At 63.3% G+C, this 24,425-nt stretch carries 23 protein-coding genes and 1 pseudogene; 15 read left to right on the top strand and 9 right to left on the bottom strand.

Annotated elements, in window-relative coordinates; genetic code table 11:
• Positions 1 to 16: 16 nt before the first annotated feature.
• Positions 17 to 397, bottom strand: coding sequence for a hypothetical protein (locus FJW10_RS01895; RefSeq protein WP_140830547.1), 381 nt, complete (start codon positions 395 to 397; stop codon positions 17 to 19).
• 166 nt (positions 398 to 563) lie between these two features.
• Here FJW10_RS01895 and FJW10_RS01890 point away from each other — a divergent pair, with 166 nt between their 5' ends.
• The gene (locus tag FJW10_RS01890) at positions 564 to 1,310 is read left to right on the top strand and encodes a cytochrome c biogenesis CcdA family protein (RefSeq protein ID WP_140830546.1); all 747 of its coding nucleotides are present in this window, start codon (positions 564 to 566) and stop codon (positions 1,308 to 1,310) included.
• Positions 1,311 to 1,336: 26 nt separating this feature from the next.
• Here the strand turns inward: FJW10_RS01890 and FJW10_RS01885 are convergent, their stop codons facing one another.
• Complete coding sequence (locus tag FJW10_RS01885) at positions 1,337 to 2,464, bottom strand: hypothetical protein (RefSeq protein ID WP_140897946.1); 1,128 nt, start codon at positions 2,462 to 2,464, stop codon at positions 1,337 to 1,339.
• Between the two features lie 109 nt (positions 2,465 to 2,573).
• Here FJW10_RS01885 and FJW10_RS01880 point away from each other — a divergent pair, with 109 nt between their 5' ends.
• The 5 genes and pseudogenes from FJW10_RS01880 to FJW10_RS01860 all read left to right on the top strand — a co-directional run bounded on the left by FJW10_RS01880 (position 2,574) and on the right by FJW10_RS01860 (position 7,898).
• Complete coding sequence (locus FJW10_RS01880; RefSeq protein ID WP_140830542.1) at positions 2,574 to 3,011, top strand: nuclear transport factor 2 family protein; 438 nt, start codon at positions 2,574 to 2,576, stop codon at positions 3,009 to 3,011.
• Between the two features lie 143 nt (positions 3,012 to 3,154).
• Entirely contained in the window at positions 3,155 to 4,522 is a 1,368-nt protein-coding gene (glmU, locus tag FJW10_RS01875) for a bifunctional UDP-N-acetylglucosamine diphosphorylase/glucosamine-1-phosphate N-acetyltransferase GlmU (protein WP_140897944.1), read from the top strand.
• Between the two features lie 233 nt (positions 4,523 to 4,755).
• The gene (glmS, locus tag FJW10_RS01870; protein WP_140897942.1) at positions 4,756 to 6,579 is read left to right on the top strand and encodes a glutamine--fructose-6-phosphate transaminase (isomerizing); all 1,824 of its coding nucleotides are present in this window, start codon (positions 4,756 to 4,758) and stop codon (positions 6,577 to 6,579) included.
• Positions 6,580 to 6,760: 181 nt separating this feature from the next.
• Positions 6,761 to 6,901: pseudogene (locus FJW10_RS31025) on the top strand (addiction module antidote protein, HigA family); the annotation flags it as partial.
• A 244-nt stretch (positions 6,902 to 7,145) separates the two neighbouring features.
• Entirely contained in the window at positions 7,146 to 7,898 is a 753-nt protein-coding gene (locus FJW10_RS01860; RefSeq protein WP_140651161.1) for a DUF502 domain-containing protein, read from the top strand.
• Here the strand turns inward: FJW10_RS01860 and recG are convergent.
• Complete coding sequence (recG, locus tag FJW10_RS01855; RefSeq protein ID WP_140897940.1) at positions 7,850 to 9,958, bottom strand: ATP-dependent DNA helicase RecG; 2,109 nt, start codon at positions 9,956 to 9,958, stop codon at positions 7,850 to 7,852. The two genes, FJW10_RS01860 and recG, sit on opposite strands and share 49 nt — an antisense overlap.
• A 93-nt stretch (positions 9,959 to 10,051) precedes the next feature.
• On the opposite strand from recG, the gene FJW10_RS01850 reads away from it, so the two are divergent.
• The 5 genes from FJW10_RS01850 (at position 10,052) to FJW10_RS01830 (ending at position 16,359) form a co-directional block, all read left to right on the top strand.
• Positions 10,052 to 10,339, top strand: coding sequence for a succinate dehydrogenase assembly factor 2 (locus FJW10_RS01850; protein ID WP_140897938.1), 288 nt, complete (start codon positions 10,052 to 10,054; stop codon positions 10,337 to 10,339).
• Between the two features lie 13 nt (positions 10,340 to 10,352).
• Positions 10,353 to 13,850, top strand: a complete 3,498-nt coding sequence (gene mfd, locus FJW10_RS01845) for a transcription-repair coupling factor (RefSeq protein WP_140897936.1) — start codon at positions 10,353 to 10,355, stop codon at positions 13,848 to 13,850.
• Positions 13,851 to 14,007: 157 nt separating this feature from the next.
• The gene (locus FJW10_RS01840; protein WP_140830528.1) at positions 14,008 to 14,358 is read left to right on the top strand and encodes an Mpo1-like protein; all 351 of its coding nucleotides are present in this window, start codon (positions 14,008 to 14,010) and stop codon (positions 14,356 to 14,358) included.
• 41 nt (positions 14,359 to 14,399) lie between these two features.
• Positions 14,400 to 14,792 (top strand): DUF3995 domain-containing protein, encoded by a 393-nt coding sequence (locus FJW10_RS01835; RefSeq protein WP_181177372.1) that lies wholly within the window; start codon positions 14,400 to 14,402, stop codon positions 14,790 to 14,792.
• Positions 14,793 to 14,985: 193 nt separating this feature from the next.
• A complete protein-coding gene (locus FJW10_RS01830) occupies positions 14,986 to 16,359 on the top strand; it encodes a 3-deoxy-7-phosphoheptulonate synthase class II (protein ID WP_140651152.1) in 1,374 nt (457 codons plus the stop codon).
• A 101-nt stretch (positions 16,360 to 16,460) separates the two neighbouring features.
• Here the strand turns inward: FJW10_RS01830 and FJW10_RS01825 are convergent, their stop codons facing one another.
• On the bottom strand, positions 16,461 to 18,041 hold the full coding sequence (locus tag FJW10_RS01825) for a glycosyltransferase family 39 protein (RefSeq protein ID WP_140897932.1): 1,581 nt from the start codon (positions 18,039 to 18,041) through the stop codon (positions 16,461 to 16,463).
• Positions 18,042 to 18,235: 194 nt separating this feature from the next.
• Between FJW10_RS01825 and FJW10_RS01820 the strand changes: the two genes are divergently transcribed.
• Positions 18,236 to 18,940, top strand: a complete 705-nt coding sequence (locus FJW10_RS01820; protein WP_140897930.1) for a hypothetical protein — start codon at positions 18,236 to 18,238, stop codon at positions 18,938 to 18,940.
• Positions 18,941 to 18,948: 8 nt separating this feature from the next.
• On the opposite strand, the gene FJW10_RS01815 is transcribed toward FJW10_RS01820, so the two are convergent.
• The 3 genes from FJW10_RS01815 to FJW10_RS01805 form a co-directional block, all read right to left on the bottom strand.
• Positions 18,949 to 19,713, bottom strand: a complete 765-nt coding sequence (locus FJW10_RS01815; RefSeq protein WP_140897928.1) for an RES family NAD+ phosphorylase — start codon at positions 19,711 to 19,713, stop codon at positions 18,949 to 18,951.
• On the bottom strand, positions 19,673 to 20,050 hold the full coding sequence (locus tag FJW10_RS01810; protein WP_140897926.1) for an MbcA/ParS/Xre antitoxin family protein: 378 nt from the start codon (positions 20,048 to 20,050) through the stop codon (positions 19,673 to 19,675). Before FJW10_RS01810 ends, FJW10_RS01815 begins: the two co-directional genes overlap by 41 nt.
• Before the next feature lie 63 nt (positions 20,051 to 20,113).
• The gene (locus FJW10_RS01805) at positions 20,114 to 21,184 is read right to left on the bottom strand and encodes a diguanylate cyclase (protein ID WP_140897924.1); all 1,071 of its coding nucleotides are present in this window, start codon (positions 21,182 to 21,184) and stop codon (positions 20,114 to 20,116) included.
• Positions 21,185 to 21,506: 322 nt separating this feature from the next.
• Here FJW10_RS01805 and FJW10_RS01800 point away from each other — a divergent pair, with 322 nt between their 5' ends.
• Positions 21,507 to 21,926 carry a GFA family protein gene (locus FJW10_RS01800; protein WP_140830518.1) on the top strand — a complete coding sequence of 140 codons (420 nt, stop codon included), beginning with the start codon at positions 21,507 to 21,509 and terminating at the stop codon, positions 21,924 to 21,926.
• Positions 21,927 to 22,004: 78 nt separating this feature from the next.
• On the top strand, positions 22,005 to 22,364 hold the full coding sequence (locus FJW10_RS01795; protein ID WP_140897922.1) for a diacylglycerol kinase: 360 nt from the start codon (positions 22,005 to 22,007) through the stop codon (positions 22,362 to 22,364).
• A gap of 14 nt (positions 22,365 to 22,378) precedes the next feature.
• Here the strand turns inward: FJW10_RS01795 and FJW10_RS01790 are convergent, their stop codons facing one another.
• Together FJW10_RS01790 and FJW10_RS01785 are read right to left on the bottom strand one after the other, a co-directional pair.
• Entirely contained in the window at positions 22,379 to 22,978 is a 600-nt protein-coding gene (locus FJW10_RS01790; protein ID WP_140897920.1) for a DedA family protein, read from the bottom strand.
• A complete protein-coding gene (locus FJW10_RS01785; RefSeq protein ID WP_140897918.1) occupies positions 22,975 to 23,538 on the bottom strand; it encodes a DUF1003 domain-containing protein in 564 nt (187 codons plus the stop codon). Before FJW10_RS01785 ends, FJW10_RS01790 begins: the two co-directional genes overlap by 4 nt.
• A 90-nt stretch (positions 23,539 to 23,628) precedes the next feature.
• Here FJW10_RS01785 and FJW10_RS01780 point away from each other — a divergent pair, with 90 nt between their 5' ends.
• Complete coding sequence (locus tag FJW10_RS01780) at positions 23,629 to 24,342, top strand: DNA-3-methyladenine glycosylase I (protein WP_140646150.1); 714 nt, start codon at positions 23,629 to 23,631, stop codon at positions 24,340 to 24,342.
• Positions 24,343 to 24,425 lie beyond the last annotated feature (83 nt).

Here is a 24,425-nt window from a genome sequence, read left to right as displayed (position 1 = left end):
CAGCGGTGGGAGAAACTCAATCTGCCTTGACGACGTGCCAGGCGCCGGCAACGCCTTCGCCGGTCATGTCGCCGGTCTTCTTGTCCTTGACGAAGGTATAGACCGGCTTGCCGTCGTAGGCCCACATCTTGCTGCCGTCGGTGCGGTCGACGATCGTCCATTCATCGTCGGCCTTGGCGCCGGCCTCGGCCTTCAGCGGCGGCCAGTTGGCGGCGCATTTGTCGTAGCAGCTGGATTTGCCCTTCTTGTCCTTGTCGAACGTATAAAGTGTCATGCCTTTGGCGTCGGTATAGATCTTCTTGCCGCCGACTTCAGCTTCCTTCCATGCTTCGGCGGCATGGGACGCTGCGGTGCCGAGCAGAAGGAGGGCGGCAAACCCGAGTGCGATCGATTTCATGACAATCTCCCTGAGAACGAGCGCGCGGCAATCGCGCGCTCGTTCCGACAACGCATTGGCGCGGCGGTTTCTTCCTTGGCGAAACGGCGGCGAGCCACACAATGGTGATTGGCGAAGAGCCTTCCGCATCGCTATATCGGCGCCAAGCACAATCGGGGCGGACGAAATGGCATTGGATATCGGCTATGTCAGCGCGGTCGGAGCAGGGGCGATCTCGTTCCTGTCGCCTTGCGTGCTGCCGCTGGTGCCGCCCTATCTCTGCTACATGGCCGGGGTTTCGGTCGACGATTTCCGCGGCAACCAAAGCGTAACGGCAAAGGAAGGCGCCCGTGGCGCGCTGCTCTACGCTTCGCTCGCCTTCGTGCTCGGCTTTTCCACCGTCTTCGTCGCGCTTGGGGCCGGCGCCTCGACCATCGGCCGCCTGCTGCGCGTGTGGCAGGAGCCGCTGGCGATGGCTGCGGGCGTGCTGATCATCATCATGGGCCTCAACTTCCTCGGCATCCTGCGCATTCCGCTCCTGTCGCGCGAGGCGCGCTTCCAGTCGCAGGGAAAGCCGGCCAGCATGATCGCGGCCTATGTCATGGGGCTCGCCTTCGCCTTCGGCTGGACGCCTTGCATCGGCCCGGTGCTGGGGCCGATCCTGACTTTAGCCGGCGGGCGCGAGACCGTGGGCGAGGGCGCGCTGCTGCTTGCCGCCTATTCGCTCGGCCTCGGCATCCCGTTCCTGATCGCGGCGCTGTTTTCCGGTGCCTTCATGCGTTTCCTCGGCACATTCCGCGTCCATCTCGGCCGTGTGGAAAAGGCGATCGGCGCGCTGCTGGTGGTCGCGGGCGTGTTCTTCCTGACCGGCGGCGTGCAGAGCGCGTCGTATTGGCTGCTGGAGAATTTTCCGGTGCTGGGACGGCTGGGGTAGCGGTTCGGCGCCCGTTTTGTGAGTCGTCAGAAATGAGGCTCGACACGCTGGAACACGCAAATGGCCTTGAACCCGTCAGCAAGCGGCCGGACGAGGACAGCGGTGGGGCGCTGGTCCCTGTTGGAAGGTTGGGCCAGCAAGTAAAGCCGTCCATCGATCCGCTGCGTATCGAAGTGCACGTAGCGCCGGCTTACATTTGGGTAGAGGCGGGGGAGTTGGCCTGATATAACGCTCCATCCCGAGGGCAATTCGTCCGAAAACGTGTCGCCGTCGTCGAGCATACTCTCTTTCAGGACCGTCGACGGATCAGCTGCGAGCGGCGCCAACAGCATGACATCGCCGTCGAAATAATGATTGGTTCCGCTCCAGCGCACAAGCTTGCGACGCACGCCGGGTGAGACCTCGATCGTCGCCACCTTGATGTTGAGATTTTGCTGCGCGGTGTCCATGGGAAAGACGTTGGCGTTGTCGTTAGTGGAGGTGCTGACGTTCTCAAACCCTTCCTGTCGAAGACGCAGGAATTTTCGACAAAGACGCGGCTCAGTCGTTCCATGCGCCAGCAATATGGTGCCAACTGGTGGCCGGCGACCCGGCGGCGCATATTCGACGCGATCGATCTTGTAGCGGTTCAGTTGGAAAGACTCGTCCAGGCAGACAATGGGTCCCTTGTCCGGCGCCTCGTCTCCGACGACATGGCAATAGCTAAGCCGATCCGGCCTGATCACCATCCCGATCAGCCAGCGCTTTTGGTCCGTCGCGTAGCCAGGCTTCCACTCTTTGCGCGAAAAAATCTTTCGCTTCGCAATCCAAAGGCTGAAGAAGGCTGGCGGATCGGCGCCGCCCTGACCATACCCAAAAGCCTGGTCTTGCCCATCACGGAGGCGGATCGTCCAGCCATTGATCATGGTGCAATTCGATCGACCCGTGGCAGGCGTCGCCGATAATCCCTGATCGACGCTGGTGGGCAGTCGGCGATACCCGACCGGATCTTCGTCCATCGTCAGCGTAAAGCGGATCAGCGCGACGTTACGGCCCGGTTGGCAAACAACCTCGGCATGCGGAGTGGTGTAGTCGGCCCGAGCCGGGCCCGGACAGATCGATATGAAAATGAAAAATATAAACACGGCGAAAGCTTCGAAGCTGTGGCTCGACATTTGAAGCCTTTCTTTCAGTGCACGCCGGCGCCATGATACCCCAGATCGGAACGATGCCGAAAAACTGACGTTACCGAATCGCAAGCACAACATCGATAGCGAGGCTATAATGGTAGCCAAGGCGGACGTGCAAAAGTTCTTCAAGACCTACGAGAAGGTCTACAACGACGCGATCGCCGGCAATGTCGACATGGACGATTTTGGAGCGATGTATTCGACCGGATTTGTCTCGGTCACCCCGGCCGGCGTCATGGTCGGCGAGAACGGCAAGAAATTTCAAGATACGATGAGGAAGGGTTTTGAAGCCTATCGGGCGATGGGCAGCAAGACGATGACCTGCAAGGATGTCTCGGTGACAGCCATCGATCAGGGCCGTTGCGTGGCCAAGGTAGAATGGTCGGGCGAATACGAACGCAAGGACAAAAGGCTCGTGACCATCGATTTCGAAGTCGATTATCTCGTCGAAAGGCGCGAAGGCAGCCTGAAGGTGTTTGGCTGGATCGCCGGCGACGAGCAGGCGGAATTCAAGAAGCACGGGCTGTTGTAGGCCCTGTCCGTCGGATTTGGTCGTGGACCCGCTGATTAAGAGTCACCTGCTCTGCCGTCTCACCGGAATTTAACCGCATTGGTGCAGCATCGCCCGGCTGCTAGCATGCGTTGATCCAAGTCCTTCAAAATGGTTACCCCTACATGAGCCAGAGATCCTGCCTGTCCGTCATCCTCGCCGCCGGCGAGGGCACGCGCATGAAAAGCGCCACGCCCAAGGTGCTACACGCCATTGCCGGCCTGCCGATGGTGGCGCACGTCGTGAAGGCCGCCGAGGCTGCCGGTGCAACCGGCCTGGCGCTGGTGATCGGCCACGGCGCCGACGAGATGCGCAAGGCGGCACAGAAATTCGCGCCGAAGGCTGACACTTTCGTGCAAGAGAAGCGGCTCGGCACCGCGCATGCCGTTCTTGCCGCTCGCGAAGCGATATCAAAGGGTTATGACGATATTCTGGTGATGTTCGGCGACACGCCGCTGATCGATGCGAGGGCGCTGGCAGCTGCGCGGCAGAAGCTGGCGGAGGGTGCCGCCGTCGCCGTCATCGGCTTTCGTCCGCCAAGCCCGACCGGCTACGGCCGTTTGATTGAAAAGGGCGGCAAGCTCGTCGCCATCCGCGAGGAGAAGGACTGTTCCGAGGCGGAAAAGAAGATCGGCTTCTGCAATGCCGGGATGATGGCGGTGGCGGGCAAGCATACGCTGCGGCTGCTCGACAAGGTCGGCAACAAGAACGCCAAGGGCGAGTTCTACCTCACCGACATCGTCGAGATCGCCGGCGCGGAAGGCCTCGATGTGGTGGCGACGGAAGCGGGGTTCGAAAGCGCGCTGGGTATCAACAACAGGGCAGAGCTTGCCGAGGCGGAAGCGATCTGGCAGGCGCGCCGGCGGCGCGAGGCTATGCTTTCCGGCGTTACGCTGATCGCGCCCGAAACTGTCTATTTCTCGCACGATACCGAAATCGGCGCCGACACGATCGTCGAGCCGAATGTCTGGTTCGGCCCGGGCGTCAGGATCGCGTCGGGCGCCATGATCCATGCCTTCAGCCATATCGAGGGCGCGACGATCGCCTCGAACTGCGATGTCGGGCCGTTTGCGCGGCTCAGGCCCGGCGCCGATCTTCGAAACAAGGCAAAGGTCGGCAATTTCTGCGAGGTCAAGCAGGCGACGATCGAGGAAGGCGCCAAGGTCAACCACCTGACCTATATCGGCGACGCGCGCGTGGGTGCCGCGGCCAATATCGGCGCGGGCACCATCACCTGCAATTATGACGGCTACTCGAAATTCTTCACCGACATCGGCGAGGGGGCCTTTGTCGGCTCGAATTCCTCGCTGGTGGCGCCTGTCACGATCGGCAAGGGCGGCTATATCGCCTCCGGCAGCGTGATCACCGAGAGTGTGCCGGACGATGCGCTGGCCTTCGGCCGCGCCCGCCAGAAGACGATCCCCGGCAAGGGCAAGGAGCTGCGCGAGCGCTTCGCCTCGGCCGCCGCGGCGAGGAAGAAGGCGGCGGAATGATTTTCAGCGCTTCCTTGCGGAGGCGTTGCAACTCGGTCAGATATGAACGAGTGGAAACCAGGGCCCTGAAAACCCGAGCGGTTCAGGCAACCGGATTGCAAGCGCAGTCTGGCATTGTGCACTGGCAAAAAACCGTTCCGCTGACACGGAACGAAACGCAAAGTGACTTTCGCGGCAAACCGGCAATCCCTAGATAACGCCGGGTTTTCCGCTCGGAATCGGGGGCAATCGCCATGTGCGGTATCGTTGGAATCGTCGGCCGAAGCCAAGTCGCGCCGCTCATCGTCGATGCGCTGAAGCGGCTTGAATATCGCGGCTACGACTCGGCCGGTGTCGCCACCATCGAGAAGGGCGAGCTCGGCCGCCGCCGCGCCGAAGGTAAACTCATCAACCTCGAACGCCGATTGAAGGACGAACCGCTCGACGGCACGATCGGCATCGGCCACACACGCTGGGCAACGCATGGCGTGCCCAACGAGACCAACGCGCATCCGCATTTTTCCAACGGCGTCGCCATCGTGCACAACGGCATCATCGAGAATTTCGCCGAGCTGCGCGACGAACTCACTCGCGACGGCTACAGCTTCGCCTCGCAGACCGACACCGAGGTCGTCGCGCATCTGGTGGCGCGCGAGCTCGCCAAGGGGCTGAAGCCGGTGGAAGCCGCGTATGCGGCGCTGAAGCGGCTCTCCGGCGCTTTCGCGCTGGCGATCATGTTCAAGGGCGACGAGGACCTGATCGTCGGCGCCCGCAATGGTCCGCCTCTGGCCGTCGGCCATGGCGATGGCGAGATGTTTTTGGGCTCGGACGCGATCGCGCTGGCGCCCTTCACCAACTCGATCACCTATCTCGAAGACGGCGACTGGGCGGTGGTGCGCCGCGAAAGCGTGACCATCTACGACATCGACGGCAACAAGGTCGACCGCAAGCGCCAGCAATCGCTGTCGACCAGCTTCATGGTCGACAAGGGCAACCGCCGCCATTTCATGGAAAAGGAAATCCATGAGCAGCCGGAGGTGATCTCGCACACGCTGGCGCATTACGTGGATTTCGTCTCCGGCGTCTCCAAGCCGCTCGACCTGCCCTTCGATTTCGCCAGGATCGGCCGGCTGGCGATCTCGGCCTGCGGCACCGCCTATCTCGCCGGGCTGATCAGCAAATACTGGTTCGAGCGTTATGCGCGGCTGCCGGTCGACATCGACGTCGCCTCGGAGTTCCGCTACCGCGAGATGCCGCTTTCGGCCAACGACGCGGCCTTCTTCATCTCGCAGTCTGGTGAGACGGCCGACACGCTGGCCTCGCTGCGGTATTGCCGTCGGGCCGGCATGAAGATCGGCGCCGTGGTCAATGTGCGCGAATCGACCATGGCGCGTGAATCCGACGTCGTGCTGCCGACGCTTGCCGGGCCGGAAATCGGCGTCGCCTCGACCAAGGCTTTCACCTGTCAGTTATCCGTGTTGGCTGCGCTGGCGGTCCGCGCGGGCGTGGCGCGCGGCACGATCTCGCGCGACGAAGAGAAGCGCCTAGTGCGCGAGCTTTCCGAGGCACCGCGCTTCGCCACCCAGGTGCTGAAGCTCGACGAGCAGATCGAACGCATCTCGCGTGAGTTGTCGCGCTACAAGGACGTGCTCTATCTTGGCCGCGACACCAATTTCCCGCTGGCGATGGAAGGAGCGCTGAAGCTCAAGGAGATTTCCTACATCCACGCCGAAGGCTATGCCGGCGGCGAGCTGAAGCACGGGCCGATCGCGCTGATCGACGAGAACATGCCGGTAATCGTCATCGCCCCGCATGACCGCATCTTCGAAAAGACGGTCTCGAACATGCAGGAAGTGGCGGCGCGGGGCGGCAAGATCATCCTGATCACCGACAAAAAGGGCGCGGCGCAGGCGGGCATCAAGACGATGGAGACGATCATCCTGCCCGATGTGCCGGAGATCATCTCGCCGATCATCTATGCGCTGCCGATCCAGATGCTGGCCTATTTCACCGCGGTCTTCATGGGCACCGACGTCGACCAGCCGCGCAATCTGGCGAAGTCGGTGACGGTAGAGTAGGTTTCGCGACCGTTGCAAGTTGCGGATGACGCCAACGGCCCTGAAGGAAAGGATGTTTCGGCTAATCGCGAACGGAAGCAGCTTCCGTTTGGAACATAAAGAGCTGTGATCTTGGCTCTGTATCATAGCATGGTACATGTCGCGAGGAGGGCCGCCCGTTAACCTTTGAGGATACTGGGTTATGCTCAAGTTTGCTCGTCCCATCCACCCCGGAGAATTCCTGCGCGAGGAGTATATGGTGCCGCTCGGGATGAGTGCCGGCGTGCTTGCGAAGAAGCTTAATCTTCCGCGCACCCGGATCGAGAGCGTCGTCAAGGAGGAGGTCGGTCTTACTCCGGATACGGCGCTTTCGCCTCGCCAGGTCCTTCAACACCACGCCCGAGTTCTGGATGAACTTCCAGAAGGCCTACGAGTTGGAGATCGAAGCGAGCAAAATAGCATCGGAACTCGAGAAGATCGTGCCGCTGGATGCAGCGGCATGACCAGAGCTCTTTAAAAACTTCGCAGTTCCAAAGCGGCTCGCGGTTCACTAATCTCAGCGTTGCAACCTGCGCCGCGGTGAACCCATGTCCGACGCCCTGAAGACCTCTGGCATGACCCGGCTGAGGAACTATTTCCTGACCGGCTTCGTGGTCTGCGCGCCGCTGGCGATCACGGCCTACATCGCCTGGTCGCTGATCGGCTGGGTCGATTCCTGGGTGAAGCCCTACATTCCGGTCCGCTACAATCCCGACACCTATCTGCCGTTCCCGGTTCCGGGCTTCGGGTTGATCGTGGCGCTTGTGCTGATCACGCTGATTGGTTTCCTGACGGCGAATATCGTCGGCCGCGCTATCGTCAATTTCGGCGAAAGGCTGCTTGGCCGCATGCCGCTGGTGCGCGGCATCTATGGCTCGCTGAAGCAGATATTCGAGACGGTGCTGTCGAACAAGGGCGACATGTTCCGTCAGGTCGGGCTGGTCGAATATCCGCGCAAGGGCGTGTGGTCGCTGGTCTTCGTCGCCAGCGAGAAGGAAACCGAGATCAACCAGAAGCTCGACCAGGAAGGCGATCCGCTGATCGCGGTGTTCATGCCTTGCACGCCCAATCCGACCACCGGCTTCCTGATGTATGTGCACAAATCGGAGATCGTGCCGCTCGACATGTCGATCGAGGACGGCGCCAAGCTGATCGTCTCGGCCGGCATGGTGGCGCCGGAGGTCAAGGCCAAGCTGGTGACGCTGAACGGCGAACCGGTCGAAGGACCGCTCGCCAATCCGCCGCTCGGCGCTCAGCCGGCGCGCAGCAGCCGCACCGCCTCGTCGCGGCCGAACAGGTAAAGCAGCAAGCGCAGCGCCTCGCCGCGTTCGGATTGCAGTTCCGGGTCGCGCGACAGGATCAGCCGCGCGTCGTCTCGGGCCGCTTCCAGCAGGTCGGCATGGAATTCGATCCGCGCCACCTGGAAGCCGGGCGTACCGGACTGCCTCGTGCCCAGCAATTCGCCTTCGCCGCGCAGTTTCAGGTCTTCCTCGGCGATCTTGAAGCCGTCCTCGGTCTCGCGCATCACCGAAAGCCGGCGTCTGGCCGTCTCGCCGAGCGGCTCCTTGTAGAGCAGCACGCAGGAGGACGGCTTGTCGCCGCGCCCGACGCGGCCGCGCAACTGGTGCAACTGGGCAAGGCCGAAGCGTTCGGCATGCTCGATGACAATGATGGTCGCGTCAGGCACGTCGACGCCGACCTCGATGACGGTGGTGGCGATCAGGATGCGCGTTTCGCCCTGCTTGAAGGCGCGCATCGCCTCGTCTTTCTCCGCACCCTTCATGCGGCCGTGCACCAGTCCGATCCGGTCGCCGAACAACGGTTTCAGCGAAGCGAAACGGTCCTCCGCCGACATCAGCTTGATCTCTTCCGATTCCTCGACCAGCGGACAAATCCAATAGATCTTCTGGCCTTCGGCGACCGCATCGCGCATGCGTCCGACCAGTTCGTCCAGCCGCTCCATCGGCAAGGTCACGGTGCGGATCGGCTGCCGGCCGGCCGGCTTCTCGGTCAGCTTCGAGACGTCCATGTCGCCGAAGGCGGTCAACACGAGCGTGCGCGGGATGGGTGTGGCCGTCATCACCAGCATGTCGGGCGCGTCGCCCTTGGCGGTGATGGCCAGGCGCTGGTGGACGCCGAAGCGGTGCTGCTCGTCGACGACGGCCAGCACGAGATCATGGAACGTCACGCTTTCCTGGAACAGCGCATGCGTGCCGACGACGATGTCGATCGCGCCACTGGCAAGACCGGCAAGAGTCTCCGTGCGTTCGCGGCCCTTTTCGCGCCCGGTCAGGATGGCAAGGCGCAGGCCGACTTTCTCCGCCAGCGGCGCGATGGTCGCCAGATGCTGGCGCGCCAGGATTTCGGTCGGCGCCATCAGCGCCGCTTGGCCGCCGGCCTCGACCGCGCGCGCCATGGCAAGCAGCGCCACCACCGTCTTGCCCGAGCCGACATCGCCCTGCAGCAGGCGCAGCATGCGTTCGGGATCGGCAAGATCTGCGTTGATTTCGCCAAGCGCGAATTCCTGGCTGGGTGTGAGCTTGTAGGGCAGGGCCGCGCGCAGTTTCTCGACGATGCTGCCGTCGCCGACCAGCGGCCGTCCTGACAGGCGTCGCACCTTTGCCCGCACCAGCGCGAGCGACACCTGACCGGCCAGCAATTCGTCATAGGCAAGGCGCCGCCAGGCCGAGCCTTCGACGGCGACGTCGATCGGATCCGCCGGATGGTGGACACGGGCGAGCGAATCGCCAAAGGCGGGGAAGGTCTGGCGCCGCATGAAGGCGTCGTCCTGCCATTCCGGCAATTCCGGCAGGCGGCCGAGCGCCTGGCCGATCGCCCGGCGAAGCACCTTGGCCGACAGCCCGGCGGTCAGCGGATAGACAGGCTCGACCAAGGGCAGGCCGTCGGCCTCGCTGGCCAAAGCGATATGATCTGGATGGACCATGGTCGGGCGGCCGTTGAACCACTCCATGCGGCCGGACACGACGACATGCTCACCGACCGGCACTGCCTTTTCGAGATAGGCGGCATGGGCATGGAAGAAGGTCAACGCGACCTCGCCGGTGTCGTCATGGGCGTAGACGCGGTAGGGCACCGACCTATTGCCGCGCGGCGGCGGCTGGTGGCGGTCGACGCGCACTTCGAGCGTGACGATCTGGCCCTCGGCCGAAAGCGCGATGCCGGGCCGGTTGCGGCGGTCGATCACCGTGTTGGGCAGAACGAACAGAAGGTCGGCCGCGCGTGCGGCGCGGTCGCCGAGATCGGCTGGCACCACACGCTCGATCAGCAAGCCGACTTTCGGGCCGACGCCGGCAAGCGAGGTGATCGGAACGAACAGGGGATCGAGGATGGTGGGACGCATCCTGTCAGCTTATGTCGCGACGGCGGCAGCGCAAAGGCTGACACCGCCCTCTATCCACGCTATATGCGCCGCTTCGAACAGGGATGCGGCGACATGACCGGAATACAGCGATCAAGCGAGGGGCTGGACGCCCGCCGCCGCAAGCTTCTGTTCCGCTCCTGGCATCGCGGCATGCGCGAGATGGACCTCATCCTCGGCTCCTTCGCCGATGCCGAGATCGGCGCCTTGACCGGCGATGAAATCGACCAATATGAGAGGCTTCTCGAAATCCCCGACACTGAGTTCCTGCCGATGGTCACTGGCGAACGCCCGGTTCCGCCGGATATCGACTGCGCGGTTCTGCAAAAGATACTGGCATCGCGCCGGACCATGACATTTTGAAAAACGCATATCCATGAGCCTCATTCCCTCCATTGGCCTGCCCAAGGGCCGCGCCGGCCAGTTCATCGTCGACGGCGTCGCCGACGGCTACGAAGCTTTCGCCCTGGTGCAGACGGCGCAGGAGATCGCGCCCGACAAGCCGGTGCTGTTCGTCGCGCGCGACGGCCAGCGGCTGCCGGCGATCATCGAGGCGCTCGCCTTTGCCGCACCCGGCCTGCCGGTGCTGGAACTGCCGGCCTGGGACTGCCTGCCTTACGATCGCGTCTCGCCCGGCGCCGATGCCGCGGCGCGACGGCTCGACGCGCTTTCGGCCATGATCGCGCTGGCCAGGAAACCGCATCGCGCGGTGATCCTCACCACCGCCAATGCGCTGTTGCAGCGCATCCCGCCGGCCGAGCTGATCCAAGCGCAGACTTTCCATGCCAAGCCGGGCAACCAGATCGATATGAACGCGCTGATCGCGCGGCTCGAGATCTCCGGTTTCGAGCGCGTGCCGACGGTGCGCGGCCTTGGCGAATTCGCGGTGCGCGGCGGCATTCTCGACCTTTTCGCGCCGGGCTGGAGCGAGGCGCTGCGCCTCGATTTCTTCGGTGACACGCTGGAATCGATCCGCGTCTTCGACGTGGCGACGCAGCGCACCACCGGCCAGCGCAAGTCGATGTCGCTGCAGGCGATGAGCGAGGTGGCGCTGACGCCCGAAACGATCAGCCGCTTCCGCCGCTCCTATATCGAGGCTTTCGGCGCGCCGTCGCGCGACGACGCGCTCTATGCGGCGGTCAGCGAAGGCCGGCGCTTCGCCGGCATGGAGCACTGGCTGCCCTTCTTCTACGAGCGGCTGGAGACGGTGTTCGACTATCTGCCGGATGCGCCTGTCGTCTTCGATCATCTGGCGCATGAGGCGCTGGCCGAGCGCCACACGCTGATCCTCGACCACTACGAGGCGCGCCGGAAACAAGCCGACAGCGCGCTGAAGGACGCCGTGCCCTACAAGCCGGTGGCGCCGGACCTGCTTTATCTCTCGCCGGAGAATCTCAAGGCTTCGCTCGGTCCGCGCGAAGACATCGACTTCACGGTCTTCGACGCGCCCGATGTCGGGAGCAAAAAAGTGTTCCATGCCGGCTCGCGGCAAGGCCGCAGCTTTGCCGAGGAGCGCGCCGACCCGAACATCAATGTCTTCGACGTGGTGGTGAAGCATATTGCCGACGAGCGCGCCGCGCGTCGCCGCGTCATCGTCGCCGGCTGGACGGAAGGTTCGCTCGACCGTCTTGGCCAGATCCTCGCCGAACATCACCTCGGCAACCTGAAGCCGGTCGCTACGCTTGCCGAGGTTGAGAAGCTCGAGCCGGGGCAGGCTGGTCTTGCCGTGCTGCCGCTCGAATCCGGCTTCGAGACCGATGATATGGTCGTCGTCGCCGAGCAGGATATCCTTGGCGACAGGCTGATCCGGCGTTCGAAGCGCAAGAAGAAGGCTTCCGACTTCATCGCCGAGGCCTCGTCGCTGTCGGCGGGCGACATCGTCGTCCATGCCGATCACGGCATCGGCCGCTTCATCGGCTTGCGCACCATCGAAGCGGTCGGTGCGCCGCATGACTGCCTCGAAATCCATTATGCCGGCGACGACCGGTTGTTCTTGCCGGTCGAGAATATCGAGCTTCTGTCGCGCTATGGCTCCGATTCGGCCGAAGCGACGCTCGACAAGCTGGGTGGCGGCGCCTGGCAGGCGCGCAAGGCGCGGCTGAAGCGGCGCCTGCTCGATATGGCCGGGCAATTGATCCGCATCGCCGCCGAGCGGCAGATGCGTGCAGCGCCCGCTATGATCCCGGCCGAAGGGCTTTATGGCGAGTTCGCGGCGCGCTTTCCTTATGAGGAAACCGACGACCAGCAGACGGCGATCGATTCCGTCATGGATGATCTCGGCGCTGGCAAGCCGATGGATCGGCTGGTCTGCGGCGACGTCGGCTTCGGCAAGACGGAAGTGGCGCTGCGCGCCGCCTTCATCGCGGCCATGGAAGGGTTCCAGGTCGCGGTCGTGGTGCCGACGACGCTGTTGTCGCGGCAGCACTTCAAGACCTTCTCGCAGCGCTTTTCGGGCCTGCCGATCCGCATCGCGCAGGCGTCGCGCCTGGTGGGCTCGAAAGAATTGGCGGAAACCAAGAAGGGCATTGCCGAGGGCACGGTCGACATCGTCGTCGGCACGCATGCGCTGCTTGGGTCTTCGATCTCGTTCAAGCGTCTCGGACTGCTGATCATCGACGAGGAGCAGCACTTTGGCGTCAAGCACAAGGAGCGGCTGAAGGACCTCAAGTCCGACGTGCATGTGCTGACGCTGTCGGCGACGCCGATCCCGCGCACGCTGCAACTGGCGCTGACCGGCGTGCGCGAACTGTCGCTGATCGCCACGCCGCCGGTCGACCGCATGGCGGTGCGCACGTTCATCTCACCCTTCGATCCGCTGGTCATCCGCGAGACGCTGTTGCGCGAGCGCTATCGCGGCGGCCATTCCTTCTATGTCGTGCCTCGGATCAGCGACCTTTCGGAAATCCATGATTTCCTGAAGGAATCCGTGCCGGAGCTGAAGGTGGCGGTGGCGCATGGCCAGATGCCGCCGGGCGAGCTCGACGACATCATGAACGCCTTTTACGACGGCCAGTACGACGTGCTTCTGTCGACCACCATCGTCGAATCCGGGCTCGATATCCCGACCGCCAACACGCTGATCGTCCATCGCGCCGACATGTTCGGCCTGGCGCAGCTCTACCAGCTGCGCGGCCGCGTCGGTCGTTCCAAGGTACGCGCCTACGCGCTGTTCACGCTGCCGGCCAACCGCAAGCTCACCGATACGGCCGAGCGCCGGCTGAAGGTGCTGCAGTCGCTCGACACGCTGGGCGCCGGTTTCCAGCTCGCCAGCCACGACCTCGACATCCGCGGCGCCGGCAATCTTCTGGGCGAAGAGCAGTCGGGGCACATCAAGGAAGTCGGTTTCGAGCTCTACCAGCAGATGCTGGAAGAGGCGGTGGCCGAGGTGAAGGATACCGGCGAGGCGCAGGACGGCGGCTGGTCGCCGCAGATCGCGGTCGGCACCGCGGTGATGATCCCGGAAAGCTACGTGCCGGACCTGCAGCTCCGCATGGCGCTCTACCGGCGCCTCGGCGATCTCGAAACCACGGAGGAGATCGACGGCTTCGGCGCTGAGCTGATCGACCGGTTCGGGCCACTGCCGGAAGAGGTGACGCATCTGTTGAAGATCGTGTTCATCAAGGCGCTCTGCCGCAAGGCCAATGTCGAGAAGCTCGATGCCGGCCCCAAGGGCGTCGTCATCCATTTCCGCAAGCGCGAGTTCCCCAATCCGGTCGGGCTGGTCAAGTTCATCGGCGAGCAGGGCTCGCTGGCCAAGATCCGCGCCGACCATAGCGTCGTCTTCATGCGCGACTGGCCGAATGCCGAAAAACGCCTGGCGGGATCGGCGGTGGTGATGACGCAACTGGCCCGGCTCGTCGACAAGGCCGCATAGGCACGCGAGCGAGGCCTGCGGGCCTGTTGCAGGGGCAGGCGCACCCTCGCAAGGAAATAGTAACCCACCCGAAAGATCGCGCGCACTTGCAGGGCATGCGACGATTATGACCATTGCGGTATTTGTACTTGAGAGGTTCAATAGCCCAATCTAATCATTGCTGCAGGGGCTGCTTGTGAACCCGCAAACTTTCGATGAATACTGGCTCGGTTACCTTGCCGGCCATTCAAAACCTTCAACCCGCTTTATCCATTACCTCGGCCTCTTCTTTGCGCCGATCGCCGGCGTCGCGGCATCCTTCCTCGTGACGTGGTGGGCCTTTCTGGTCATCATTCCCGTCTTCTACCTTGCGGCGTTGTTCACCCATCCCCTGCTTGAGCACAACAGCAACAAACCTTTCGCGGAACGGCCCTTGTGGAGCGCCATTGCGCTGCTTCGCATGCTCGCGCTCGATTTGACGGGCGGTCTTGGCCGCCAGCTCAGCCGTCTGAAGGACGCCGGCAGATAGGCATGGAAATGGCGGTTGTCGCTGCCTGTTCGGCCGTGCTGATGCTTGGCGCCGGATTTCATGTCTACTGGGCCTTCGGCGGCCGCATCGGCGCCGGCGTTTCGCTGCCTCAACGCGAGGACGGCAGCCCGGCGGTGAAGGAGACGGCCGTCGGCGCCCTGGCGGTCGGTCTGGTCCTGGCGCTGGCCCTGCTCCTCCTTCTTGGTTTCGCCGGCCTGATCCGCCTGCCGCTGCCGCACTGGCTGCTGAAGACGGCCGTTATGCTGTGGGCGGCCATATTCACCCTGCGGGCGTTGAGTTGGTCGCGATATTTCGGGTTGTTCAAGCGGGTCAGGAACACGCGTTTCGCCAGATATGACAGCCTGCTTTACAGCCCATCTTGCCTGTTGTTGGGGCTGGGCTTGTTCCTGCTCGCACTGGCGGACACCGCATAGCGAGGCGGCCGAAGCATTCGCCACCACTGAAAAACCCGGCTAGAATAGCCAGTCGGCTTCGTGTAAGGAGCCGCGACCTCGTATCGAGGCTGGAATGGCGGGCACGCGTGTTCGCCGGTTTGTTTTGACGCAATTCCGACGGAAATTTCACACTTTTCCCGGGTTGCTCCGAAAGGGCGTTTGGGGTGCAGCGATGACGAAATGGTCGCCGAATTCGTGGAGAGCAAAGCCGATCAAGCAGGTCCCGGCCTATCCGGACCTTGCCGCTTTGAAGGCCACGGAAGCGCAGCTTGCCACCTTCCCGCCGCTGGTTTTTGCCGGTGAGGCGCGCAAGCTGAAGAAGCAGCTGGCGGCGGTGGCCGCCGGCGAAGCCTTCCTGCTCCAGGGCGGGGACTGCGCCGAGAGTTTCGCCGAGCATGGCGCCGACAATATCCGCGACTTCTTCCGCGTCTTCCTGCAGATGTCGGTGGTGCTCACCTTCGCCGGCGCGCAGCCGGTGGTGAAGGTCGGCCGCGTCGCCGGCCAGTTCGCCAAGCCGCGCTCGTCCGACAACGAGACCAAGGCCGGCGTGACGCTGCCGAGCTATCGCGGCGACATCATCAACGGCATCGAGTTCGACGCCAAGTCGCGCATCCCGGATCCTGCTCGGCAGGAGATGGCCTACCGACAGTCGGCCGCGACGCTCAACCTTCTGCGCGCCTTCGCGCAGGGCGGCTATGCCAGCCTGGAGAACGTGCATCGCTGGATGCTGGGCTTCGTCGCCGACAGCCCGCAAGGCGAGAAATACGGTGCGCTCGCCAACCGCATCACCGAGACGATGGAGTTCATGCGCGCGGTCGGCATCACGTCGGAAACCAATTTCGCGCTGCGCGAGACGGATTTCTACACCAGCCACGAGGCGCTGCTGCTTGGCTATGAGGAGGCGCTGACGCGCGTCGATTCGACCTCCGGCGACTGGTACGCGACCTCGGGCCATATGATCTGGATCGGCGACCGTACCCGCCAGCCGGATCACGCACATATCGAATATTGCCGCGGCATCAAGAATCCGCTCGGTCTGAAATGCGGGCCGTCGCTGACGCCGGACGGTCTCATGGAACTCATCGACCTGCTCAATCCCGAGAACGAGCCGGGCCGCCTGACGCTGATCGCGCGCTTCGGCTCGGACAAGGTCGCCGAGCACCTGCCGAAGCTGGTTCGGGCGGTCAAGAAGGAAGGCCGCAACGTCGTGTGGTCGTCCGATCCGATGCACGGCAACACGATCGAGGCGGCGGGCTACAAGACGCGGCCGTTCGACCGCATCCTCAAGGAAGTGCAGACCTTTTTCGAGGTGCACCGCGCCGAAGGCACGCATCCGGGCGGCATCCATGTGGAGATGACCGGCAAGAACGTCACCGAATGCACCGGCGGCGCCCGCGCCATCACGGCGGAAGACCTGCAGGACCGCTATCACACCCATTGCGATCCGCGCCTCAACGCCGACCAGGCGATCGAGCTCGCCTTCCTCGTCTCGGACCTCCTCAAGAAGAGCCACCCGGTGCAGCACAAGCAGGCCGCCATCGCCTGAACAGGGCCTGATGCCGGATCATCATCGGAGGCGCTGGCGCGAAGCCGGCGCCTTTTCAATTTGGGCAGATAGGTTTCAGGCGCCGGCTATTCGGGGTCGGCTCATTCCGGATCGGGCGGTCCGGGAGGATTGCCCGGGAAGCCGGTTCTACCGGGCGGAATGACGGCAAAGTTGATCTCCAGGGGCGGTCCCTTGAGCGACCAGTTGAATGCCACCGTCTTGACCGGCAGGCCGGCGGTCCAGGCCTCCTGTTGCGGAGAAAGTTTCCAGCCGCGCGGCCATACAAGCAGCATGCCCTGGTCCCGCAGCCGCTGGTCCGTAATCCAGGGGGCGAGGCGCCTGTCGAGGGTCGTGAAGATCGAAGGCTGATCCGGGGCTTCCAGTCCGGCAAGCCTGGCCGTGCCGTCGTCGCCGCCGACGATGCCCAGCGGCGCGGATACCGCCTCGTGCCAGATTGCATCGGCCGTCAGCGAAATCGACCGCGCCGGCCAGCACATTGGCTGCAGGCGGCCGAGTATGTTGCAACTGGTCCAGCGGGTCGCCGCATAGGCGCTCGACACGCCGACCACGCATAGCAGCGCCAGCACCGCCAGCCGGCGCAATTCCGTTGGTCCCAGCCGCCGGCCCAGAAGCGCGATCGCCAAGACGCCGACGAGATTATACATCGTCGCGCCCCAGGCTTCGCCGGTGCCGGTAAACAGCGATGCGGCCATGATCAGGAGCGCCGGCCCCAGACCCATCCATGCCAGGTAGACAACCGCGCGCCGCTCGGGAGCAGGGTAGGCCGGCAAGGGGTCTTGCACGGGCCTGGGCTGTCGCCGCAACAGGCCGGAAATAGCCAGAACGACCGGAACAGCGGCAAGCCCGGCAAGCTGAACGCCGATATAGTAGAGCCGGGCGCGGTTGGCGATCACCCAGGCGTTACGATGCTCGGCATAGGTCAGCGGCAGGAAATCGAGGCGGACGAGTTCCACCGCCAGCGGCGCCACGATGCCAAGAAAAACCGCGAGGCCGAGCCACGGCCATGGCGTGGCGAGCCGGCTTCGGGCACGGGTGTCGCACAAAATCCAGATGCCGCCGAAGGCCAGCAGCAGAGCCGTCGAGAACTTGGCATAGAGCCCAACGCCGGCAATGAGGCCGAGGGCGAGCCACCAGCCCGGCCGCCCATCGCGCGCAGCGCGCCATAGCAGCCAAGAGGTCGCAGCCCAGAAAGGCATCTGCGCGTAGTCATGGTTGAATTGCGGGGTGGGCCAGCCGAAGAAATAGATCGCGGGCATCAACAGCACGGCGGCGAGCGCGCGGGTCGGGCCCATCATGTCGCGCGCGAGCAGATAGACCAGGACGAAAGTCGTCGAGACCATCAGCTGCGACAGCATGTATTGCGGCCAGCGGAACGAGCCGGTCAGGAGATGGCTGATCTCGAGCAGCCAGCACGGGAGCTGCGGGTGCTTGTAGGTCAACAGCACCCATTCGCGACCCCACAGGAAACCTTCGACGACGTCGCGCGGCGGTCCAACATTGACGATCGCCGGCATCACGGTCCAGCTGGCGATCTGGATCAGGCACAAAAGCGCCAGCAAACGCCATGGATGCCGGACCAGGCTGTTCCACATCGAAGACAGATTGCCTTCAGCCGCGGCCGCGGCAGGCCAGACATGCACGGATTCGCTGGTTCTCGACATGCGGGCCTAAAATCACACCGGTGGATTGCTGAACAGTCCGATAGCAAAAGCTTACGAAAATGTATGCTGCCGCAACATTGTAAAGCCAAGATTGCTGTGGAACCCGTCGCCGGCGCTTCGAGCAGGAACCGCCGGCCGATCGTTGCCGGAGCCGGCGCAGGGGGCGCCGCCGTTCCAGCAATACAGGTGCCTCCATGCGCCACCAGCATGCCGTCATTCATCACCGCGGGCTCGATTTCTGGTCGGCGCGCGCCGCGGTTCTCGTCGTCATCTGCCTGCAGCTTCTGGTCATCAACAACCTGTCCTTCGGTCCGCGCTGGCTGGCCCCGACGGTGGAAGCGGCGCTGCTGGTGCCCCTGTCGATCGCAACGGCCTGGACGCAAATGGCGACGCGCAAGGCGGTCGATCACGAGCACTGGTACGCGATCGGCCAATTGCGCCTCTATATCCGCCGCACGGCATTGGTGATGACCGGCGTCATCAGCATCATGAATTGCGGGTCGCTGGTTTACCTGGTGCGGGCGCTGCTGGAGGGGCATGCCGGCGCCGGCACGACGCTGCTCGTCGATGCGCTCAACATCTGGGTCACCAATGTGATTGTGTTCGCGCTCTGGTTCTGGAGCACCGATCGCGGCGGTCCGCCGACCTGCGGCCTGGTCAAGCGCGCGCAGGCGGATTTCCTGTTCCCGCAAATGACGCTGCCCGATCGCGAGATCCAGGGCTGGCTGCCGGGCTTCGTCGACTATGTCTTCCTGGCCTTCACCAATGCCACGGCGTTCTCGCCGACCGACACCTTGCCGCTCACGCAGCGCGCGAAGCTGCTGATGATGGCCGAAGCGATGATCTCGCTCTTGACGATCGCGCTTGTGGCGGCGCGGGCGGTCAACATCCTGGCCTAGCAGGAACTTCAGTGGCGCTCCCAGCGCATGACGGCCAGTCGCGGATCGGCAAAGGCGGTGCGCGAGAATTCGAGCCGCTTGTCCGGAAATTCACAGATCGCCTGGATGCCGAACGAGCCAATACGGATGCGCCAGGTCTGCGGCTCCAGCGGCTTCGGCCTGGCAAACCCCTTGCATGTCAACAGCGCGATGTTGGCGCCCTTGGGATCGCGCACCGAGCGATAGCGGATCGCCTGCAGTTCGGCCTCGCGGGCGACATCGGCGATCGCCTGACAGGCGGTGTAGTCGGTGGCGTGCGTCCAGGCCTTCTCGTCGCGATCGAGCGGCGGCCGTGCCAGGTCGATCGCGCGATCGCATTTTATCGCGGCGGCGAAGGCGGTGTATTCCGCAGCGTCGTTCGGCCATGGCGTCGCCGGCGATTCCGCGAAGAACAGCAAGCGGTAGAAGGCCATTTCCGCCACCGCCGTCAGCACCGTCTCGGCGGCATAATAGACGCCTTTGGTCTTGCCGGCGCGGCGGAAGCGCGAGCCGTAAGGATAGACGGAGCCATAGCGAAAAGGCGTCGCCAGCAGGTAATGGAGATGGCGGCATTCCATCGGAATCTGCGGCTTGGTGTCCTCGATGAGGTCCTCCAGCAGCGCCTGCTCGTCGAGTGTGTCAACGAGCTTGAGGGTCGAGACACGGTGCTGCGCCTCGACCATCCGCCAGTACTTGCCTTCGAGCTTGACGGCCTCAGACGAGAGCGCGCCGGGAGTCCAGGTAGGCAATGACATCGACAAGTCCGGCAATCGTCAGGATTTTCTCGAGCGGCGTGCCGTCGAGCGTGGTGTTGGGGCTCTTCAGCCACGCCCGGGCAACGGTCTCGTCGCCGCCGACGATGGCGTCAAGCGAGCGAAACAGGCGAATGAACAGCACCGCCAGCTCGAACGGCTTGGTACCGCGTTCAAGCAGGAATTCCTGCCGGCGCATGCGCGAGACCGTCGCTTCCGACACGCCGATGACCAAAGCGAGCGTCCTGGCGGTGATGTCGAGCAGGTCGGCCGCGCGCAGCGTGGCCTTGGTGATGACGGCATTTTCGGCCGCCGTCGCGGCCGCGACTGGACGTTGCATGAGCGCACCCTTTCATTTCTGTGGAAAATATAGTCCACAAAAATTCGTCTGGAAAGAGGCGTGTCAGTCTTTCTTGTAAAGCAGCCAGCCCTTGGCGGGCCGGCCCGCCGTCGTCGAATGCCTGGTGACCCGGTTGCGGCCGCCGACCTTGGAGCGGTAAAGTGCCCGGTCCGCCTTGGTGTAGAGGTCTTCGGGGTTTTCCGCCTCCGAAGCCATGCAGATACCCAGCGATACGGTAACGGTGCCGTAGTTGATGCCGCTCTGGCTGCTGGCGAACAGGGTCTGCTCGATCAGCGCGCGGATGCGCTCGGCGATCTCGTAAGTGGCTTCCTCGCTGGCGCCCTCGACGATAAGCGCGAATTCCTCGCCGCCGGTGCGCGCGACAAATATGTCGGAACGCACGCTGGACTGGAAGATCTCGGCGATGATCTGCAGGATCCTGTCGCCGACCGGGTGGCCATAGCGATCATTTATGTCCTTGAAATGGTCTATATCGGCAAGGATCAAGGCGTTGAACAGGATGCCGCGATTGCTGTTGTAGATCCGGGTGATCTCCTTGTCGAAGGCGCGGCGGTTCCACAGCTGCGTGAGCGGGTCGGTGTCGGCGAGCCGCTTGTATTCCTCGAGCTTCGACTTGACGCTTTCAAGCTCGGCCGTCTTTTCGCTGAGCGTGCTGGCGATCTGGCGGCCGTGGTCGATCGTCGAGCTGGTGGCGGCCGACATCGCGCCAGCGATCTTTTGCAGGAACTCTTGCGAGAGCAAGCTGCGATTGCTTAGGCCGCTCGAGGTCTCGTCGAGGATGCGGCCGTACTTCTCGATATGCGAGTGCTCGCTGCGCAACAGCGTGGCAATATCCTCAAGCTCCTTGGCCACCATCTCGCGGGCGTGCTCGACGATGGCGGGGCCGTGATGCTGCGGGAAGAAGGTCCGCCCGATGCGATCGAGATCCTCCTGCGTCGGGCGGTTGCTCAACGAGACGACGGCAAGGCTGAGTTCATGATTGCTGCCGCTCAGCGCCTCGTAGAAGATTTCATAGTTGCGCGGCAGGCCGAGCACGCCGAGCTGTCGCATCGTCCCCACGACGGTGCTGGCGATGTCGGTATTCCTGTCGGTCGGAACGGCTGCCGGCTGCATGTTGTGTTCACTTCCCCTTCAGTGCGACCGGAGACCTGCCACCGCCGGGAGTCGCTTACGCGGGGATTTGAATCAGAATTGCAGTTGCGATGGCGCGTCCCCAACACGACCATTGCTTGTGGGAAGCATAAATGCGGTCCCGCTAAAGTTTCCTTAATAGCCGGCATTTCCTCATTGTCTTTGCTACCACAGGGTGCAAAGCGGGTGCAGGCGCGGCTTCTGAAACGCGTCGCTCCGGTGTCGCATTTGCCGGTGCCCAGCCATTTCAAAACTGAAATTCTATCCCGCAAGAACGGGACAGATGATGTCGACGGAGACCGGAATGGAAGACAACCATAGCGGATCGTGCCTGTGCGGGGCGGTGCGTTTCAGGACGAGCGGGCCGTTGCGCGGCGTCGTCTATTGCCACTGCTCGCAGTGCCGCAAGCAGAGCGGGCATTTCTACGCGGCGACCAATGTTCCAGATGCCAATATCGCGATTACCGGCGCGGAAAACCTCACCTGGTACGAAGCCTCCGATTTTGCCAAGCGCGGCTTTTGCAAGACATGTGGATCGGCGCTGTTCTGGAAGCCAAGGGACAACGCGTATGTGTCGGTTCTGGCCGGGTCTTTCGACGAACCGACGAGCCTACAGGGCGACTGCCACATCTTCGTCAGCGACAAGGGGGACTATTATTCGATCGAGGATGGGTTGCCGCAGTTCGAGAAATCGACGCCGTCGATAAAGATCGCGGACGGATGAATTTTGCGGCGGCTGCCTTATTCCCTTGATCCCGCCATTGCGATATCCCCCTGCCGGTGACTCGAAACGGGGCTGGGCATGCAGCGGCTGATCGACGCTTTCATCAATTCGGTGCGGGCTTTCCGCAAGCTTGCTGCACATGAGAAGGCATTCCAGCAGGAGCTGTTGCTGCTTGCGCTCGCCTTGCCGGCAGGCTGGTTCATCTCGGTCTCCTGGCGCGGCTATGCCCTGCTCATCGGCGCCGTGCTGCTCCTGATCATGATCGAAGTGCTCAACACCGGCATCGAGGCGGCCTGCGACGCGATCTCGCGCGAGTTCCACATCGACATCCAGCTTGCCAAGGATTGCGGCTCGCTGGCGGTGCTGATTTCGATCGTGATCGCCGGCGGCGTCTGGGGCATCGCCCTCATCGAACGCCTTGTCGGCGCGCCGATCTGATCCTCGCGGATTGATCACGATCCCGCCCGGTCTTCCCTGGCGCGTTCGCGCTTCGCGAAGTGATGGCCTACCAACCAGGCGACCACGGCGATAACGATGCCGACGCCCAGGGCGATGACCAGGCGCTCATGGCGAGCAAACGCCTGGCCCACGATTTCCTCCGCGCCGAGGCCGAAGACATAGCCTATGCCGCTGAACAGCGCCGCCCAGGCCGCGGACGAGATGGCATTCAGGATGACGAAACGCGGCATCGACACGGTCGACAGGCCGGCGGCGATGCCGCCGACCAGGCGCATGCCGTAGATATAGCGGTTGGTCAGCACGAAAATGTTGGGATGGGTGTTGAGCAGGCGGTAGGCGCGGCTGAAGCCCGGACGCCTGCGCAACAGTCTCACATAGCGATGTTCGGCGAAGCTGCGCCCCATGATGAAGAAGAAGGTGTCGCCGGCGAAGGCGCCGACAAAGGCGGCGAGGAAAGTCTGCCACAACACGAAAACATGCTGATGAGCGAAGAAACCGCCGAGGATGGCGGCGCTTTCGCCTTCGGCCAGGCAACCCAGGAAGACCGCGATCAGCCCGTATTGCTCGATGAGGTGGTGGATGGTCTCGCTCATTCTGTTGCGGGCCGCGGGGACAGTTTTTCGTCGATGCGCCTGATCTGCTCGGCCATGCGCAGGATTTCGTCACGCATGCCGACGATCTCGCTATGGCGCAGTTCGTCGAGTTTTTCATGCAGGGCCATGATCTCGATCTCGGCCTTCAGATTGACCTCGTAGTCATGGGCCGCGTCGATGCGGTCGCGCTCGGTCTGGCGGTTCTGCGACATCATGATCACCGGCGCCTGGATCGCCGCCAGCATCGACAGAACAAGGTTGAGGAAGATGAAAGGGTAGGGGTCGAAGGCGTCGCGCGTGAGCAGCCAGGCATTGCCGGCAGTCCAGACAACAAGAAAGGCCAGGAAGCTCAGGATGAAGGACCAGGAGCCGCCGATCCTGGCAATGGTGTCGGCAATATGGTCGCCATAGGTCTCGTGGAAGGCCACGGCCTTGTTGGTATCGCGCGTGATGGTGGTGCGCTCGAGGGTCGACTGGAGCACGCGGCTCTCGAGCGGACCGAAACCGTCCGGCTTTCGCTTGAGCAGACGGTTCGCCATATCTTCGACGATCTTGTTCATTTGTCCTCTCCTTCGCAGGGCGTCGATAGAGGTAGAGGCTGCCGGGCCGGACGTGAAGTGATAGATTGCGGCGAACAGGCGAGGAAAACGATGCTCGAATTCCAGAAAATCCATGCGCGTGCGGCAAAGCGCAAGGGCGGGGAGGCCGTGTTGGCGCCGTTGCTCGGCCCGGCGCCCGACAACACCGCAGTGGCGAAAATCCCTGACGACCGCATTCTCTCCACCATGGCCGAGCGCATTTTCGCCGCCGGTTTCGTGTGGCGGGTCATCGAACAGAAATGGCCGGGGTTCGAGGAAGCGTTCCTCGGCTTCGAGCCGAAGCGGCTGTTGTTCCAGCCGGACGACTTCTGGCACGAACTGGCGTCCGACAGCCGCATCGTGCGCAATCCGCAGAAGATCAAATCGGTGCGCGACAATGCTGCTTTCGTCGATCGCGTCTCGAAGGAGAATGGCAGCTTCGGCAAATTCATCGCCTCCTGGCCGGCGGACGATCAGGTCGGCCTGACCGCTTATCTGGCCAAGCATGGCAGCCGGCTCGGCGGCAACACCGGACAGTATTTTCTGCGCTGGATGGAATGGGACACGTTTGTCGTCTCCACCGACATGGCGGCGGCCTTGCGCGATGCCGGCCTCGATATCGCCGAAAACCCGACCTCGAAGCGGGATCTCGACAAGATCCAGGCACAGATCAACCGATGGTCGGCCGAGACCGGCCTGCCGCGCCGCCACATCTCGCGCATCCTGGCGATGTCGATCGGTGAGAACCGGTCGGCAGAGGCGTTGCGCGAGTACATGGGCGATTAGGCGATCGGAATACGATCTGCGATCGATCAGGACATAACGGCGTTGCCGATTAGTCAGGATACGATCTGCGATCGATCCCAAGT

The sequence above is a fragment of the Mesorhizobium sp. B4-1-1 genome, assembly GCF_006439375.1.
GTDB lineage: Bacteria > Pseudomonadota > Alphaproteobacteria > Rhizobiales > Rhizobiaceae > Mesorhizobium.
Note: the sequence above shows the minus strand (reverse complement) of the source record. Positions and strands in the feature narration are given on the sequence as shown.